The organism is Streptomyces sp. PA03-3a (genome assembly GCF_033792735.1).
Lineage (GTDB): Bacteria > Actinomycetota > Actinomycetes > Streptomycetales > Streptomycetaceae > Actinacidiphila.
This window is the reverse complement of the sequence record NZ_JARAVM010000005.1, coordinates 129,738-144,999: the sequence shown is the minus strand read 5'-3', so window position 1 is coordinate 144,999 and position 15,262 is coordinate 129,738. Positions and strand designations below refer to the sequence as shown.

At 74.2% G+C, this 15,262-nt stretch carries 18 protein-coding genes; 5 read left to right on the top strand and 13 right to left on the bottom strand.

The window, feature by feature from the left end:
• Window positions 1-597: 597 nt before the first annotated feature.
• Window positions 598-951: a chaplin gene (locus PV342_RS07830; protein ID WP_386993666.1), complete on the top strand. Its 354-nt coding sequence runs from the start codon at window positions 598-600 to the stop codon at window positions 949-951.
• 59 nt (window positions 952-1,010) lie between these two features.
• Here PV342_RS07830 and PV342_RS07825 read toward each other — a convergent pair whose 3' ends face one another.
• Window positions 1,011-2,606: a S8 family peptidase gene (locus PV342_RS07825; RefSeq protein ID WP_500316293.1), complete on the bottom strand. Its 1,596-nt coding sequence runs from the start codon at window positions 2,604-2,606 to the stop codon at window positions 1,011-1,013.
• 172 nt (window positions 2,607-2,778) lie between these two features.
• Between PV342_RS07825 and PV342_RS07820 the strand changes: the two genes are divergently transcribed.
• Together PV342_RS07820 and PV342_RS07815 are read left to right on the top strand one after the other, a co-directional pair.
• The gene (locus PV342_RS07820) at window positions 2,779-3,054 is read left to right on the top strand and encodes a chaplin (protein WP_386993669.1); all 276 of its coding nucleotides are present in this window, start codon (window positions 2,779-2,781) and stop codon (window positions 3,052-3,054) included.
• Between the two features lie 62 nt (window positions 3,055-3,116).
• The gene (locus PV342_RS07815) at window positions 3,117-3,410 is read left to right on the top strand and encodes a hypothetical protein (RefSeq protein ID WP_500316291.1); all 294 of its coding nucleotides are present in this window, start codon (window positions 3,117-3,119) and stop codon (window positions 3,408-3,410) included.
• A gap of 155 nt (window positions 3,411-3,565) precedes the next feature.
• Here PV342_RS07815 and PV342_RS07810 read toward each other — a convergent pair whose 3' ends face one another.
• The 7 genes from PV342_RS07810 to PV342_RS07780 form a co-directional block, all read right to left on the bottom strand.
• A complete protein-coding gene (locus PV342_RS07810) occupies window positions 3,566-3,850 on the bottom strand; it encodes a hypothetical protein (protein ID WP_018556704.1) in 285 nt (94 codons plus the stop codon).
• 134 nt (window positions 3,851-3,984) lie between these two features.
• Entirely contained in the window at window positions 3,985-5,238 is a 1,254-nt protein-coding gene (locus tag PV342_RS07805; RefSeq protein ID WP_500316289.1) for a beta-ketoacyl synthase N-terminal-like domain-containing protein, read from the bottom strand.
• Window positions 5,235-6,533 carry a beta-ketoacyl-[acyl-carrier-protein] synthase family protein gene (locus PV342_RS07800; RefSeq protein WP_386993672.1) on the bottom strand — a complete coding sequence of 433 codons (1,299 nt, stop codon included), beginning with the start codon at window positions 6,531-6,533 and terminating at the stop codon, window positions 5,235-5,237. Before PV342_RS07800 ends, PV342_RS07805 begins: the two co-directional genes overlap by 4 nt.
• Window positions 6,530-7,435: a cupin domain-containing protein gene (locus tag PV342_RS07795; RefSeq protein WP_386993673.1), complete on the bottom strand. Its 906-nt coding sequence runs from the start codon at window positions 7,433-7,435 to the stop codon at window positions 6,530-6,532. The genes PV342_RS07800 and PV342_RS07795 overlap by 4 nt, the downstream gene beginning before the upstream one ends.
• A gap of 271 nt (window positions 7,436-7,706) precedes the next feature.
• Window positions 7,707-7,907, bottom strand: a complete 201-nt coding sequence (locus PV342_RS07790) for a hypothetical protein (RefSeq protein ID WP_400801660.1) — start codon at window positions 7,905-7,907, stop codon at window positions 7,707-7,709.
• Window positions 7,908-7,950: 43 nt separating this feature from the next.
• On the bottom strand, window positions 7,951-8,751 hold the full coding sequence (locus tag PV342_RS07785) for a family 1 encapsulin nanocompartment shell protein (RefSeq protein WP_500316287.1): 801 nt from the start codon (window positions 8,749-8,751) through the stop codon (window positions 7,951-7,953).
• Window positions 8,748-9,749, bottom strand: a complete 1,002-nt coding sequence (locus tag PV342_RS07780) for a Dyp-type peroxidase (protein WP_500316285.1) — start codon at window positions 9,747-9,749, stop codon at window positions 8,748-8,750. Before PV342_RS07780 ends, PV342_RS07785 begins: the two co-directional genes overlap by 4 nt.
• Window positions 9,750-9,873: 124 nt before the next feature.
• Here PV342_RS07780 and PV342_RS07775 point away from each other — a divergent pair, with 124 nt between their 5' ends.
• Window positions 9,874-10,533, top strand: coding sequence for a YoaK family protein (locus tag PV342_RS07775; RefSeq protein WP_360999115.1), 660 nt, complete (start codon window positions 9,874-9,876; stop codon window positions 10,531-10,533).
• Between the two features lie 18 nt (window positions 10,534-10,551).
• Here the strand turns inward: PV342_RS07775 and PV342_RS07770 are convergent, their stop codons facing one another.
• Both PV342_RS07770 and PV342_RS07765 read right to left on the bottom strand, forming a co-directional pair.
• Entirely contained in the window at window positions 10,552-11,781 is a 1,230-nt protein-coding gene (locus PV342_RS07770) for a cytochrome P450 family protein (protein ID WP_400801655.1), read from the bottom strand.
• A 69-nt stretch (window positions 11,782-11,850) separates the two neighbouring features.
• Window positions 11,851-12,144, bottom strand: a complete 294-nt coding sequence (locus PV342_RS07765; protein WP_391578044.1) for a hypothetical protein — start codon at window positions 12,142-12,144, stop codon at window positions 11,851-11,853.
• 211 nt (window positions 12,145-12,355) lie between these two features.
• Between PV342_RS07765 and PV342_RS07760 the strand changes: the two genes are divergently transcribed.
• Window positions 12,356-12,616, top strand: coding sequence for a hypothetical protein (locus PV342_RS07760; protein ID WP_500316284.1), 261 nt, complete (start codon window positions 12,356-12,358; stop codon window positions 12,614-12,616).
• 25 nt (window positions 12,617-12,641) lie between these two features.
• Here the strand turns inward: PV342_RS07760 and PV342_RS07755 are convergent, their stop codons facing one another.
• The 3 genes from PV342_RS07755 to PV342_RS07745 form a co-directional block, all read right to left on the bottom strand.
• Entirely contained in the window at window positions 12,642-13,556 is a 915-nt protein-coding gene (locus tag PV342_RS07755; protein WP_500316282.1) for an NmrA family NAD(P)-binding protein, read from the bottom strand.
• A gap of 21 nt (window positions 13,557-13,577) precedes the next feature.
• Complete coding sequence (locus PV342_RS07750) at window positions 13,578-13,958, bottom strand: hypothetical protein (protein WP_400801649.1); 381 nt, start codon at window positions 13,956-13,958, stop codon at window positions 13,578-13,580.
• Window positions 13,959-14,479: 521 nt separating this feature from the next.
• The gene (locus PV342_RS07745; protein WP_500316280.1) at window positions 14,480-15,187 is read right to left on the bottom strand and encodes an alginate lyase family protein; all 708 of its coding nucleotides are present in this window, start codon (window positions 15,185-15,187) and stop codon (window positions 14,480-14,482) included.
• Window positions 15,188-15,262 lie beyond the last annotated feature (75 nt).

Here is a 15,262-nt window from a genome sequence, read left to right as displayed (position 1 = left end):
TTCACCGGAGCCGGGGCGGATGCCGGGGCGGACGGCGACGGGCTCCACGTGACCACGGCCGGGGCGGGCCGGGACGCGCGCACCGACACCCGCCGCCCCGACTCCCGGGCCAGTTCGAGCGCGCACGCCGCCCACCAGTGCTCCTCGGGCGGCGCGTCGCAGCAGCGCGGCGTCCGCCGTCCGGCCGCGGGCCACCCAGGCGTCGGGCCTGGCGTGCGGCCCGGCTCCGGGGCCACCCAGAACGGCGAGGACCCGCCGCCGTCCGGCGGGCCCAGCGCCAGGGCGGCCCCGCGGCCCCACCCCGGTGACGGCAGCACCGCCGCGCCGGCCGGTCCTGCCACGACGCGTACGGTGCGTGCGCCGGGTCGTCGAGCACGTGCGATCCCAGCGAGAGGCATGTGCCCCACCGTCACATCGGCGACCGGGGGCGCCGCTTCTCGTGCGCCGAACGGTCGCCCCGGGCTCCGGGAACTGACGAATCGTCATGCGGTATCCGAATCCGGTACGACTATTCGGGTGATCATGCGCATCCATGGACAAATCGGGTCGTTGATCAGATCACGACCTTTGGTCCCCTCCAGTCCGAAAGGAACACAAGTGAAGCGTTTCTCCAAGGCTGTCGCCCTGACTGTCGCCACCGGTGCCCTCGTCCTCGGTTCCGCCACCACCGCCCTCGCCGGCGGATACGACGGCGGCGGCAAGGGCGGCGGCCACGGCTACGGCAAGGGCTACGGCAAGAGCTACGGCAAGAGCTACGGCTACGACGGCTACGGCTACGGCAACCGCCGCAGCGGCGCCAACGCCCGTGCCATCGCCGTGGGCTCCCCCGGCATCCTGAGCGGCAACGTCATCCAGGTGCCGATCAACGTCCCGATCAACGTCTGCGGCAACGGCCTCAACGCGATCGGTCTGCTCAACCCGACCGCGGGCAACGTCTGCATCAACGGCTGACGCTCCCGCCGCATCTCCCGGGGCCGCCGGAGGGCACCTCCTCCGGCGGCCCCGCCATGTCACAGGCCGTTCGTGTAGGCCGACAGCCGCGCGGTGCCGTAGCCGCCGTCGATGGGCACGTTGCGGACGGCGTGGCCGGTGAGCCACGCGCTGAGCGCCTCGAAGGACGCGTCACCGTGGGTGTCCTTGTACAGGGCGGCGATCCCGGTGACGTGCGGGGCGGCCATCGACGTGCCGTCCATGTCGCGGAAACTCCCGTTGAGGTACGCCGACAGGATGCCCGTGCCCGGTGCGTGGATGTCGACGCAGGTGCCCCAGTTGCTGAACCAGGCGCGGCGGTCCTCCTGGTCGATCGCCCCGACGGTGAAGGCCGTCCGCGAGCTCGCCGGCGAGACGAAGCACGCGTTGAGGTTGTCGTTCCCCGCCGCGGCCACCGGGAACACCCCGGCCTTGGCCAGACCCTCGACGGCCCGGTTGGCCGCCTGCGACCAGCGCCCCGACAGCGACAGGTTCGCCACGGCGGGCCTCCTCGCGTGCCCGGCGACCCAGTCGACGCCCGCGATCACCGCGGAGTTCGAGGTCCGCCCGACGCAGGGGAAGACCCGCACCGACACCAGCGTCGTCTTGCGGGCGACACCGGTGTAGCCGCCGCCGACGACGCCCGCCACATGGGTGCCGTGGCCGTTGCAGTCCCCGCCGTCCAGTCCGTCGCCGATCGCGTCGTACCCGGGCACGGCGCGGCCGCCGAAGTCCGGGTGCGAGAACTCGATGCCGCTGTCGACGATGTACGAGGTGACCTTGGCGCCGGTGGCCCGCACCTCGAAGCCGGAGCCCCCGAGGGCCCGGTTGTTGATCCGGGTCAGGCCCCAGGGCGTGAACCCGCCCAGGCCGCGCAGCCCCTTCGACCGGGGTCCGGAGGAGTCCGGCACCGGTGCCGAGGGCGTGGCCGGGCCGGGGACGGTCTGCGGCACCGGTACCGGCTTGGTGCCGGGCCGCGGCGCGAGGGACTCCCCCGGCGCCGCGGGATCCTGCGAGGACTGCCCGGGCGCGGCCGGTTCCGGTTCCGCCCGGTACGGCACCGTCAGATCCGGTGCCGCCGGACCCGACACCGCCGGGTCCGGACCGGACGCTCCCGGCATCGGCTGCCCGGGGAGCCGTTCGGGGGCCTGCTCCGGCGACCGGCCGTCCGGTCCCGGCCCCGGTCCCGGTCCCGCCGGCATGGGCGCCCCGGGCGCGGCGGTGTCCTGGGGGAAGTCGACGGGTCCCGTCGGCTCACCCGGGACGCCGCCGGGGTAGGGGGGTTCCAGGTCGCTGTCCGCGGGGGCGTCCTCGCCGAGCGGGATGGCGACCACCGCGTCCTGCTCCACCTCGTCCACGCCGGGCGCGGCGCGTACCCGCTGCACCTGGGCCGGTGTGAGCCGGGCGGCGAAGCCGGCCAGCGCGTGCCGGTAGGTGAAGAGCGGCCGCACGCCCAGCCCGTCGAGAACGGTGTGCGGCGCGGTGCCGTGGTCCAGGGTCACGATGTACTGGTCCGGAATCGCCCCGGGAGGGCCGGGCCGTGGTTCCGCCGCGCTCGGGAGGGGAGCCGCCAAGGTGAGGGCGGGAAGAGCAGTCATCAGGGCGGCGGAGGCGGTCCGCCGCAGAGAGGTTCGCATCCGCGGAGCTCCTTGATCGGTAGACGATCTGACGGTCCCCCAGGTTTCTGGTTATCAGCTCACCATCCCGGCTGCCCGGTTCCGGCGGCTGTTCGGGTGATGCTTCGCATCCGCCCCGCCGTACGCGTCGTTGACCAGACCGCACATCAGTGACCAAGGAAAGGAAGAGCTCGTGAAGCGTCTCTCGAAGGCCGCAGTGCTGACCGTCGCGGCCGGTGTCGCGGTGATGGGGAGTGCGGGCGGCGCCCTCGCCAGCGACGGTGGCAAGGACCGCCACTACGACCGCGGCGGTGCCTCGGCCGAGGGTGCGGCCATCGGCTCCCCGGGTGTGCTCAGCGGCAACGTCATCCAGGTCCCGGTCAACATCCCGGTCAACATCTGCGGCAACGGCATCAACGCCGGTGCGCTGCTGAACTTCACGGCCGGCAACGCCTGCTTCAACGTCTGACGGCGGCGCCCGCCCCCGGGCGCCCCGCCATCCGTCCGCACCTCATTCTGGAGCTCCGCAACATGCTGAAGAAGGCACTCGCCTGCGCCACCCTGGCGGTGGCCGCGTCCGGCAGCGCCGCGGCCCTCGCGCCGACCGCCCAGGCCTCCGACGTCCACGGTGGGAACTACTCGCAGAACGTCAACGTCCTGCCCCATCTCTGCCTGGACGTGAAGCGCATCAACGCCCTCAACCCAGTCGCGCTCGACGCGCTGACCGAGACCAGCGGCCAGCAGTGCAACGAGAAGTCCAGCGTGGTGGACGCGCACAAGTCGGCGCTGTCCGACCTCGCCGACGTCGGCGCGTACCAGAACTGATCCGGGCGGGATCCACGGCGGCCGTCCCCTCACCACGAGGGCGGCCGCCGCCTGTGTGCGTCGGACAAGGACGCGCACCGGAAGAGACGAGCACCGGCAAAAGGGCCCGGCCCCACGGAGTTCCGTGGGGCCGGGCCCTGTGTGCGCCCGGTCCGTCAGTTCTGGTAAGCACCGGCGTCGATAAGGTCGGAAAGCGCCGACTTGTGCGCGTCGACGACCTTCGACTTCTCGTTGCACTGCTGGCCGCTGGTCTCGGTCAGCAGATCGATCGCCAGCGGGTTGAGGGCGTTGATGCGCTTCACGTCCAGGCAGGGGTGCGGGATCAGGTTGACGTTCTGCGAGTAGTTCCCGCCCGAGGTGTCGGAGGCCACGGCGGCGGGGACGACGGCGCCGGCGGCCGCGACGGCGAGTGAAGCACAGGCGAGAGCCTTCTTCAGCATGGGGAGTTTCTCCTCTGGGAGTTCAACGACGTCCTCCGGACGCCGACACCAGGAGCAACGCCCCCCACCGGGTGGACGTGACGGGCGTTGCTCCAGGTTTTCCCGCATTCACTCCCAGGCCGTAGGGCACGCCGCTAATACGAGGAGTCGGCGTCCAACGACCCCAGGACGACGGCGCTGTTGAACCCGCCCGTCCCGCGGGCGAGGACCACGGCCGTGGTCAGCCGCTCCGGCCGCGTCCAGCGGGTGACGAGGCGGACGCCGTACCGCTCGCGGGCGGCCCGCGCGTCGCCGCCGCGGGTGGGCGGGACGACCCCGGTGCGCAGGGCGAGGGCGGCGGCAACCGCGTCCAGGGCGCCCGCGCCGGAGGTCAGCCGGCCCACGCCGGCCTTGGGCACCGTCACCGGGATCTCCGCCAGCCGGTCGCCGAAGACCCGGCGGAGCGCCGCCGCCTCGGCCGCGTCCCCGGCCGGGTCGCCGGCGCCGTCGGCGAAGACCACGTCCACGTCCCCGGGGGCGCGGCCGGCTTGCTCCAGTGCCGTGGTGACGGCCCGGGCCAGCTGGACGCCGTCGGCCGCGGGCGCCGTGTGGTGGTGGGCGTCATGTGTGGCGGCGTGGCCCAGTAGTTCGGCGTAACCGCGTACCCCGCGCTCCGCGGCGTGCGCCTTCTCCTCCAGAACCATCAGGGCGCCGCCCTCCCCGGGCACGAACCCCGAGGCGTACGGGCTGAAGGGCAGATAGGCCCGTTCGGGGTCGGTGCCGCGGTGCACCGTGGGCAGGGTCGACTGGCAGGCGAGCGCGAAGGGCGACAGCGGCGCCTCGGTGCCGCCGACGATCACGGCCTTCCCGCCGCGCCGCAGCAGCCGCCAGGCGTGCTTGAGCGCGTCGAGACCGCCCGCGCCGTCCGCGGCGACCACCCCGCAGCCGCCGGTCAGCCCGTGCCGGATGGAGATCTGGGCGGCGCCCGCCGCGTGGAACCAGGCGATGGACTGGTGGGCGCCGGTCTCGCCGAGCTGCCGGGCCCACAGGGCGTGGGTCTCCCGCTGGCCGGACTCGTTGCCGCCGGAACCGCTGGAGGTGACCACCGACAGGTGGAACGGGGGGTGGTCGGCGGGCCGCAGCATCGCGTCGGCCAGCGCCATCTCGGCCGCAGCCAGGGCGAACCAGGTCCAGCGGTCGGTCTCGGCGCGGAGTCCGTCGTCGATCCAGCGGGCGGCGTCGAACCCGGTGACCTCCCCTGCCAGCACGACCGGCGAGCGACCCGCGTCGGGCCGGCCGATCGGCCGGATGCCGTTGCGCCCGGCGATGGTGGCCCGCCAGTAGGGGCGGGCGCCGACGCCGGTGGGGGCGACGACCCCGAGCCCGCTGAGGACCGCGCGTGTGGTCATGCCTCCGCCTCCCGTTCCGGGTCCGGCTCCAGGGCCGAGAAGACCATCGCCGACTGGAAACCGCCGAGGCCGCAGGCCACCGACAGCGCGTGCCGCACCCGCCGTTCGCGGGCGAGGACCGGCGTGTAGTCGAGGTCGCACAGGGGGTCGGGCCGCAGCAGGTTCGCGGTCGGCGGGATCATCCCGCGCCGGACGGCGAGGGCGCAGGCGGCCATCTCCAGTGCGCCCGCCGCGCCGAGGCAGTGGCCGATGACGGACTTGACGGAGCTCACCGGGACCTTGCGCGCGTACTCGCCGAGGGCGCGCTTGTACGCGGCGGTCTCGTAGCGGTCGTTCTGCACCGTGCCGGAGCCGTGCGCGCTGATCCAGTCGAGCTGCTCGGGGGCGATGCCGGCCTCCGACATGGCGGAGATGATCGCCTCGCTCAGGTCGTAGCCGTCGGGGCGCAGACCGGTCATGTGGTAGGCGCCGGTCCGGTTGTCCCAGCCGCGGACCTCGCAGTAGACGGACGCGCCCCGGGCGCGGGCGTGCTCCAGTTCCTCCAGCACGAGCACCGCGCCGCCCTCGCCGAGCACGAAGCCGTCACGCCTGGCGTCGAAGGGTGCCGGTGTCAGCTCGGGATCGCCGGTGTGGGCGGTGGTGGCGCGGATCGCGTCGAAGCAGGCCACCGTCACCGGCGAGATGGGCGCCTCGCTCGCGCCCGCCAGCATGACGTCGGCCTCGCCGTCGCTCAGCGTCCGGAAGGCGCAGCCGATCGCGTCGACGCCGGAGGTGCAGCCGGTGGAGACGACCGAGGACGGGCCGTGCAGGCCGTGCCGGAGCGAGAGTTCGGCGGCGGCCGAGGAGGGGTGCATCGCCCGGTGCAGGAAGGGCATGCCGTGGTCGGGGCTGACCTCCCAGTGCCGGCCGCCGTCGCTGGCGACCATGTACTCGTCCTCCAGGGTGGAGGTGGCGCCGACGGCGGTGCCGAGGCAGACCCCGAAGCGGTCGGTGTCCTCGGCCTCCGTGCGCAGTCCGCTGTCGGCGAGCGCCTCGGCGGCCGCGGCGAGCGCGAACTGGGCGAACCGTCCGTTGCGGCGTATCTCCCGCGGGGTGAGCCCGGCCGCGCGGGGGTCGAAGTCGGCCTCGGCGGCGATCCGCGAGCGGTACCGCGAGGGGTCGAAGCGGGTGATCCGGCGGATCGCCGGCCGGCCCCCGACGATCCGCTCCCAGAACGCCTCCCGCCCGACGCCGCCGGCGGCGACGGCTCCGACGCCCGTCACCACCACCCTGCGCGCGGTACGGCCCGCGGTCACCGGTCGACCAGTTCGCGGCCCGGCGGCGGGCCCTCCGTCGCCGGGCCCGCCGCGGTGGCGGCGCGGGCGACGGCGGCGGCCTGCTCACGGGTCTCGGTGTCGACGTGCCCCAGTTCGGGGCGCGGCGCGAGCGGGGCCAGGAAGAACACGGCGCGGGCCACGGCGTCGGAGGTGTTCACCAGCCGGTGGCGGACCCCGCGCGGCACGAGCAGTGCCTCGTTGGCGGCGACGCTGCGGGGCGAACCGTCGAGGTCGACCCGTACCTCCCCCTCGACGACGACCAGTTGCTCCTGCGAGTACGGGTGGTAGTGCTCGGCGACGGCCTCACCGGGGCCGACGGTGACCATGCCGCAGAACCCGTCCGTCGTACCGACCGAGGCGGTGGTCAGCAGGGTGCGGATGTCGCCGCCGCGTCGGGTGTCCGCGGGGGTGTCCAGGGTTCCGACGGGGCGGATGCGGCGGGACTCCAGCCGGTCCTTGACGAGTTGCATCTGGACGCGGGAGTTGCTGTTGATCCGCTGCCGCATGCCCTCGTCGTCGACGGGCGCGTCCACCTTCATCCGGAAGTCCTGCAGCCAGCGCATCCGGGTGCTCTCCGGGCCCAGCTCCTCGTACTGCCAGTAGATGTTCATGAACTCGAACGGGCCGGTCTCCAGCCGCCGGGCCCGCACGGTACGGGTCTCGGGGTCGGCGGTGCGCTCGGACACCCAGGACCAGACGCGGCCCTTCTCGTCGGGGTGCATGGTGAGGCGGAAGCGGGTGGTGTCGCCCTCCCGGGAGATGATCTCGGCCTCGGCGTACTCGCTGAAGAGGGTGGGCCAGCCGGCGACGTCGTTGGTCCGCAGCCACACGTACCGCAGGGGTGCGTCGATGACGATCTCGTTCTCGGTGTGCATCGTCATCGGGTCCGCACCTCCGCGGCGCGGTGGCCGGGCTGACGTTCCGTCACTGGTTTCATGGGGGTCCTACCTCCAACCGAGCGGGCCGAATAATCACACAATCGGTCCCCGCGGTGACGGAGCGTGTCACACCCTCCCGTCCCGCTCCACCCGGACGGGGGCACACTTCATGAGGGTCCGTCAGCGACCCTTGCGGACCCCCGTGCACCGGCCCGGGCGTCCGCGGCCGGCGGCGCGCGGGGCCATGCACCACGACGCCTCCCGTGCGCCGCCCTCACGCGCGGTGGTGGGGCGCCTCCGTGCCGTCCACATGGGTGCCGGGCACCACCGGGGCGTGCGCGCGCGGGAGGTCCTCGGGGACGCGCTCACGGCCGGGGGCCTCGCCGCCCTGCGGGGCGGCGTGACGGGCGGGGCCGCCGGTCCTGACCTGGGAGCGGTGCGGCCAGAGCGAGGTCTTCCTGTGTTTTCCGGTCATAACGGGCGAATACCCGCGCCGGGCGCCCGTCACCCGTCACCCGTCACGCGGCCGTGAGCGCGACCGCCGCCTCCGCCGTGTGCACCAGGAAGGTGAGGGTCTCCTGGAAGTACAGCCGCACGCTGGTGTCGTTGTGCGAGAGGTAGCCGATGGACACGTCCTCGCCGATCCGCAGCTCGAAGTCGCCGCCGCGGGTGGAGAGCAGGAACGCCCCGTCGATGGCGGGCGCCCACACGATCTCCCCGTCGAGGAGCCGGGCGAGGTGCGCGTGGACCGGGTAGCCGTAGTGGGAGGTCTCGTTGACGGCGGTGTACGCGTCGGCGCTCAGCGCGAGCGTGTACGGGCCGCCGACGCCGGCGAGGCGCAGCGCCGAGATGGCCTGGCTGACGGCGTCGGGGTAGTCGCGCACGTCCTCGGGGAGGCCCAGCGGCGGGTTCGACGCGCTCGCGCGGATGCCGGTGATGCCGGCCGCCGCGTACCCCTCGAAGACCGCCCGGTCCTCGGTGAACGCGATGCGCCGGGCGGCGTCCTTCACGGGCTGCCAGTCCGCGTCCTGGGCGCCGCGCTCCACGAGGTCGACCTCACGGCGGTCGACCGTGAAGGGCACGCGCAGCTCGACGACCGGCTGCGCGCGGCGCACACGGGCGACGACGTCCTCGTGGGGCGCCTCGACCGGGTCCAGGTGGCCGGTGTTCACCCCGGCGAACGCGGGCCCGGCGGCCTCGGGCACGTCGACGATCCGGCGGGCGGCGACATGGCGCTCGAAGGTGCGCCGCGCCTCCTCCTCCAGGTCGTCCCAGGCGGCTTCGGAGATCGGGGCGAGTTCCCGGTGCAGGTTGTTCATGATGTGACGGTCTTCCTCAGGTCGCCGATCCCCAGCGACTTCGCGGCCGGGCGGGCCGCGACGGCGGGGGGATCGGGAAGGTCGTCCAGGAAGTCGGCGGAGGGCGCGAAGAACAGCGTGCCGGTCACGGCCCGGGAGAAGTCCAGGATCCGGTCGTGGCTCGCCTGCCCGTCGCCGAGGAACATGTTGCGCAGCATCCGCTCGGTCACCTCGGGGGTCCGGGCGTAGCCGATGAAGTACGTCCCGAACTCGGCGGTGCCCACGCGGCCGAAGGGCATGTTGTCGCGGAGGATCTGCCGTTCGGTGCCGTCCGGTTCGACGATCGTGGTCAGGGCGACGTGGGAGTCGGCGGGCTTGACGTCGTCGTCCATCTCGACGTTGCCCAGCTTGCTGCGGCCGATCACCCGCTCCTGCGCCTCCACGGGCAGGGCGTTCCAGGCGTCGAGGTCGTGCACGTACTTCTGCACGATCACATAGCTGCCGCCCGCGAAGTCCGGGTCCTCGTCGCCGGTCAGGACCGCCTCGGTCGCCTCGGGGCCCACCGGGTTCTCGGTGCCGTCGACGAAGCCCAGCAGGTCGCGGATGTCGCGGTACTTGAAGCCGTGCACCTCGTCGCGGACCGTGACATGGCCGCGCAGCCGGCCCATCACCAGGGAGGCCAGCGCGAAGCACAGGTCCAGCCGGCCGGCGCGGATGTGGAAGAGCAGGTCGCCCGGGGTGGCGGGCGCCTGGTGGCGGGCCCCGGTCAGTTCGGTGAAGGGGTGCAGCTCGGCGGGGCGCGGCCCGCCGAAGAGGCGGCCCCACACGTTCGACCCCACTCCCGCGACGCAGCTGAGGCGCCCGTCCGGGGTGCCGAAGCCGACCGAGCGCTGCAGTCCGGACAGGTCCTCCAGCAGATCGCGGACGGCGCTCTCCCCGCCGGGGTCGACCGTCACGACCAGGAAGATCGCGGACGTGGTGAGAGGGCTGAGCACCGGCTGCGGCAGCGGTTCCGCCATCACCACGCTCCTTCGTGTCGGGGCGCACCCGGGTCCGGGCGGACACGCTCAAGTCTGCTCCGGGGCCCGGTCCGGTGCATCCTGACCAGGAGCGGCACCGAACCCCTGGGGAAGGCGGCTGGACATGAGCGGTGGCCCGGAAGGGGAACGGCGGCGCCTGCTGACCGTGCTGCTGCTGGTCCTCACCGTGCTCAGCGGGCTGGTCGACGCCGTGAGCATCCTCAGCCTCGGCCATGTCTTCGTGGCGAACATGACGGGCAACCTGGTCTTCGTCAGCCTGGGCCTCGCCGGGGCGCCCGAGTTCTCCGTCGTCACCTCGCTGGTGGCCCTCGGCGGCTTCACGGTGGGCATCCTCTTCTGCCGGGCGGCGCTGTCCCGGCTGAGCCCCCCGGTCGCGCTGGTGAGCGCGGCCGCGCTGTGCGAGACCGCGCTGCTCGCCTCGGCGACGGTCCTGCACGCGCTGGACGGGCCGCGGCGCGTGCTGGTGGTGGTCTGCGCGGTGGCGATGGGGCTCCAGAACGCCATGGCCGGACGCGTCGGCATCGCCGGCCTGACCACGACCGTGATGACCCGCACCCTGGTCGGGCTGATCGGCGACACCGGCGCCGCGGCGCACGACCGGCGGATCGCCGTACGCCAGGCGCTGAGCGTCGCCGCCCTGGTGTGCGGCGCCCTCGCCGGGGGCCTGCTGGTGCTCCTGGTGACACCGCCCGCCGCGCTCGCCGCGGCCACCGGGTGCGCGCTGGCGGTGGCCGCTACGGCGACCGTCGCCGCCCGCCGGTGACCCGGCCCGTACCGCCGCTCAGAAGCGGACCGGCAGGGCGATCAGGCCGCGGGTGCGCATCGAGGCGCGCCACCGCAGCTCCGCGGGGTCGGCGTCGAGGGCGAGCCCGGGCAGACGGGCCAGCAGTTCGGCGAGCGCGACCTCGGTCTCCAGCCGGGCCAGGGGCGCGCCGAGGCAGTAGTGGATGCCGTGCCCGAGGCCGAGGTGCGCGGTGTCGGCCCGGCCGACGTCGAGCCGGTCGGGCTCGGGGAAGCGGGCGGGGTCCCGGTTGGCCGCGGCCAGCGACAGCAGCACCGTCTCCCCGGCGGGGACCGTGACGCCGCCGATGGTGACGTCCTCCAGGGGGAAGCGCCGGATGGCCAGCGGCGCCGGCCCGTCCCAGCGGGTCAGCTCCTCGACCGCCGCCGCGATCGTGCCCGGCTCGGCACGCAGCGCCGCCAGTTGCGCGGGGTGCGTCAGCAGCGCCAGGACGGCGTTGCCGATGAGCTGCACGGTGTTCTCGTACCCCGCGAACAGGACGAGGAAGGTCAGCGACATCAGCTCGTCCTCGCTGAGCCGGTCGCCGTCGTCGCGGGCGGCGATCATCGCCGAGAGCAGGTCGTCCTCGGGGTGGGCCCGCTTGCGCGCGATGAGCTGCCCGAAGTACGCGAGCATCGCGTCGACCGCCTCCTTCGCCGCGGAGGGGCGCGACGGGTCCGGGGCGACCAGGGCGTCCGTCCAGCCCCGGAAGTCGCGGCGGTCGCCGGGGGCCACGCCGAGCAGGTCGCAGATCACCCGGATGGGCAGCGGCGCGGCATAGGCGGCGATCAGGTCCGCGCGGCCGTCGGGGGCGAGGGCGTCCAGGAGTTCGGCGGCGGTACGGCGGACCGGTTCGCGCAGGTCCGCGACGCGGCGCGGGGTGAAGGCCTGCGACACCAGGCGCCGGATGCGGGTGTGGTCCGGCGGGTCCATGTTCAGCAGGTTGGCGTCGAGGGCGGGGGGCAGGGCGAACCCGGAGTAGTTGCCGGGCAGGGCGTTGCGCTTGTCCAGGGACAGCAGCGGGTCGCCGAGCGCCTGCCGCACGTCCTCGTACCGCGTGACCACCCAGGCGGGACGCCCGTCGGTGCCGGTGACGCGGTGGACGGGGCCGGCCTCGCGGAGCCTGCCGTACGTCCCGTGGGGGTCGGCGATCAGCTGGGCGGGACCGACGGGGCTCCGGCCGGGCGGGGTTGCGTCCGGGGCGGCGTTCGGCGGGGTCGAAGTGGCCATGGCCCCAGCCTAGGAGCCGGCTCGCGGCGGTTCGTCCCCCAAGCCCCCCGGGGGCCGCCTCGACGGGCGCTAACCGAGCGCCGCCGAGAGAAGGGCGGCGGCCACGAGGTAGACGATCGCGGCGGCGAGGACGACGCCCACCATGGCGAGCGCCTTCACCGCGGAGGACAGGCCGGAACGGGCGATCTTCAGGTTGATCATGGTGGCCGCTCCGCCGGCGAGTCCCCCGAGGAGCCCCCCGACGACGATCAGCACCAGCGGAAGGACCGCGCCCCCGACCTGCCACGGCGGAAGGCCCCGGAACTGGGCCCATCTGTCGGGCTTCGCGGCGGAATCGGGCAGGAGATCGGGCAGCCGGGCCATGCGGGTTCCTTGATCACGTCGGAATGCGGAGCGCAAGGATGGCATACGTGCCGGACGGGCGGAAGAGCCCCGCGACCGGTGCCCGCGGGCGGGACGGGCGCGGGGCCGCGACGGGCCTGAGCAGGACGTCCGCTTCCGCCGCGCCGCACGCCCGGCCGAGGCGGCGGCCGGCGCCGCCACCGAGGCCGCGGCGCGCCGAGGGGGCCGGGCGGTGGTCTGCCCGGGCGCCGACGGACTCACCGGCACGGTCACCGTGGCCGAACTCCTGGCCCGCACCCCGACCACCCGGCTGGTCGTGCTCGGCTCCCCCGCACACGAGCGGCCCGAGCCGTCCGCGGAGATCCTCACCAGCGGCCATGTCCGCCCCGAGTGGCGCGCGGGCGAACTGGTCCTGCCGCTGGTCCCCGCGGCAGGGGGACGTCTCGCCCCGTTCGAGGTGCCCGACCCGACGCCATGCTGCGCGGACCGCTGACGGCTCCGGCCGGCGGCGGGAGGCGTCAGCAGAAGACCTCCGGGTGCTCCCGGACCAACTCCGCCATACCGGAGGCCGGTCGGCCCAGGATCTCCCTGACGTCGCCGGTCGCGCGGTCGTAGCGGTTCGCCGCGTGGAGGCGGGCCATGGTGGCGATGTGCTGCCGCACGTGGTCGGGGAGCCCCAGGGCGTCCAGCTGCCCGGCCCACTCGTCGTACGGCACGTCGACGTAGCGGACCTTCCGCCCCAGCACCTCGGTGAACTCGGCGGCGATCGCCGTCATGTCGCGGGACTCCGCCCCGGTCAGCTCGTGGACCCGGCCGACGTGCGGCGCCGGGTCCGCCAGCACCGCCGTGACCACCTCGGCGACGTCACGGGCGGCGACGGGCGAGGTCCTCCCGTCGCCGAAGGGCAGGCGGATCGTGCCGTCCCGGGCGATCGAGCGGAAGCCGAGCCCGAGGAAGAGCGGGTTCTCCATGAAGACCGTCGGCCGGATGTGGCAGACCGGGACCCCGGACCAGTCCATGACCTGCTCCGCCAGCCACTGCTGCCACTGCTGCTTCGACTCCGTGGTGCTGGTGAGGTCCATCTGGGAGACCGTCATCTGCGACATGTCGACCAGGACGTCGAGGCCGCCGTGCGCGCGGGCCACGGCCGCCGTCGTCGCGGCGGCCTGCAGGTACTGCGCCGACACCCCCATCCCGAAGTACATCCGGCCGCAGCCCTCCGAGGCCCGCGCGACGTCCGCGGTCCTGGTGAGGTCGCCGGCGAACACCTCCGCCCCGGTGGCCCGCAGTTGCTCCGCCCGCTCGTCCTCCCGGTGGACGAAGGCGCGGACGGGGAAGCCGCGTTCCCTCAGCAACTCGACGGTGGTGTGGCCGACCGCTCCCACGCTCCCGGCCGCGCCGGTCACGAGGATCATCGGGCTGTCGGACCTCATCGGGCCGCTCCGCCGGTTCCGTCAGGAGGGCGGCGTCACGCAGGTCCGAGGTGCGCCGCCCGCCTCCAGGCAGGAGACGACCGGCCCCAGCGCCGCCGTCAACTGGTCGGCCGTCATGCCCGGATGCGCCTGCAGCCACTGCGTGGCGAGTGCGGCGAAGACCTGCACATGGGGATCGTCCGCGATGTCCGGATGGGCCTGCAGGAAGGACTGCAGCGCCTCCTGGACGTCCGCGGCGGACCATCCCGATCCGCCGGGCAGGCAGTGCGACGGCGAACCGCCCTGGCCGTCCCCGTCGTGGCAGCCGTCGTCGGCCAGGGCCGTACCGATGCCGCCGAAGGCCAGGGCCCCCGCCGCGAGCGCGGCGGCCGTTCCTGCGGCGAGCTTCTTCGAGAGAGCCATGGGATCCGCCTCGGGTCGGGTGGTCGGATCGGCCGATGCCGGCGCTCCCGAGGCACCGGGCACACGACGGTGCCTGCGAGGGAGCGCGGATCACCGGCCCCCTGGGAAGGGGCGGGATAGCCGGGGCCCGGGGCACCCGCGGGTGCCGGGCCGTCATCGACAGACCCAGCACATCACAGTCACCCGGATGGCGCATCCGGAGCAGAACCGGGCCCCGGCGTCCCCGTTCAGCCCGTGATGCCGTCCAGTTGCTCCGGTGCCGGCCGCAGTACCCACCGGTCGCCGCCCGGGGCGCCTCCAGGTCCGCCGGCGCGGCGCGCGCCCGCCGGTCACCGCGGTCGGCGGCGGCGTGGACGACGTCGGAGGCGGCGTAGGCGGGAAAGTCCGGCTCGGGGTGGGGCCAGGGTGCGGCGCCGGTGGCGGCCGGCAGCAGGAAGCCCACGGCCTGGCGCAGTGAGGAGCCGTCCGGTCCCGTGCGGTGCCGCAGATCGACGGCGGCGAGCCGGGTGAAGGCCACCGGATTAAGGCCGAGTAGTGCCGGCTGCGGGTGGGCGCGAGGCGTGTGGTGGAAGGCGCCGTGGTTGTTGGCGGCGGAACCCTTCTGCTTGCCGAAGTCGGCGTCCACCAGCCAGTCGAGGAACCCGTCCTCCCAGGCCCGCGTGGCGTCGCGGTCCCGTGCGGTCCAGCGGGGGGCGCCCACGTGCAGGACGGCGCAATCCCTGGGAGAGGTCGATGATGCCGATGGCCCGGCCGTCGTAACGGCACGGGATCGCCTGGGCGTTGCCCGGTTCGGGGTTCGTCCGCGTCGCCGGGTCGACGAACCAGGTGCGCAGGATGCGGGCGGCGTGCTCGGCGTGAGCGCGCGCCCGTTGCGCTCCCCGTCCCGCTGCACCTACGGCAACCCTGCGGGTTGTCAGGGCGCTTGGGCGCGAGGGCCACCCGTAGGGGGGCCTGGCTGAAGTAGTCGTGCGGGATCGGCGCCGGGCGGGACACGGTCCTTGCCCACGACCGTCCAGAGACCCTGCCCCCACCGGGCGTCCGCCTGACCACGAGGTCCCGCAGGCACGGCGGGCCCGCGGATCGCCGTCGCGGAGCCGTGCGTTGGCCCGCAGGAGGTCCTTACCGTCGAGGACGGCGAGGACGCCTGCGCGGCGACGCCGGGAGTGGCCCCAGGGGTGCGCATGTCCCTTCCCCTTCTGTTTGTGTACGCGAACAGGACACGGCTCCATGAACGCGCCACCGGCACCTAGAACAGCGCTGATAGGGCGTCAAGAGCGCCTCTCCGGCCAGAAACCCCGCCTCGA

Coding starts and splice junctions, on each gene's coding strand:
- PV342_RS07775 (WP_360999115.1), top strand. CDS start 9,874: ATGAGCGGTGGCCCGGAAGGGGAACGGCGGCGCCTGCTGACCGTGCTG.
- PV342_RS07750 (WP_400801649.1), bottom strand. CDS start 13,958: ATGGCTCTCTCGAAGAAGCTCGCCGCAGGAACGGCCGCCGCGCTCGCG.
- PV342_RS07745 (WP_500316280.1), bottom strand. CDS start 15,187: ATGGAGCCGTGTCCTGTTCGCGTACACAAACAGAAGGGGAAGGGACAT.
- PV342_RS07770 (WP_400801655.1), bottom strand. CDS start 11,781: ATGGCCACTTCGACCCCGCCGAACGCCGCCCCGGACGCAACCCCGCCC.
- PV342_RS07815 (WP_500316291.1), top strand. CDS start 3,117: ATGCTGAAGAAGGCACTCGCCTGCGCCACCCTGGCGGTGGCCGCGTCC.
- PV342_RS07790 (WP_400801660.1), bottom strand. CDS start 7,907: ATGACCGGAAAACACAGGAAGACCTCGCTCTGGCCGCACCGCTCCCAG.
- PV342_RS07810 (WP_018556704.1), bottom strand. CDS start 3,850: ATGCTGAAGAAGGCTCTCGCCTGTGCTTCACTCGCCGTCGCGGCCGCC.
- PV342_RS07825 (WP_500316293.1), bottom strand. CDS start 2,606: ATGCGAACCTCTCTGCGGCGGACCGCCTCCGCCGCCCTGATGACTGCT.
- PV342_RS07765 (WP_391578044.1), bottom strand. CDS start 12,144: ATGGCCCGGCTGCCCGATCTCCTGCCCGATTCCGCCGCGAAGCCCGAC.
- PV342_RS07785 (WP_500316287.1), bottom strand. CDS start 8,751: ATGAACAACCTGCACCGGGAACTCGCCCCGATCTCCGAAGCCGCCTGG.
- PV342_RS07805 (WP_500316289.1), bottom strand. CDS start 5,238: ATGACCACACGCGCGGTCCTCAGCGGGCTCGGGGTCGTCGCCCCCACC.
- PV342_RS07780 (WP_500316285.1), bottom strand. CDS start 9,749: ATGGCGGAACCGCTGCCGCAGCCGGTGCTCAGCCCTCTCACCACGTCC.
- PV342_RS07755 (WP_500316282.1), bottom strand. CDS start 13,556: ATGAGGTCCGACAGCCCGATGATCCTCGTGACCGGCGCGGCCGGGAGC.
- PV342_RS07795 (WP_386993673.1), bottom strand. CDS start 7,435: ATGACGATGCACACCGAGAACGAGATCGTCATCGACGCACCCCTGCGG.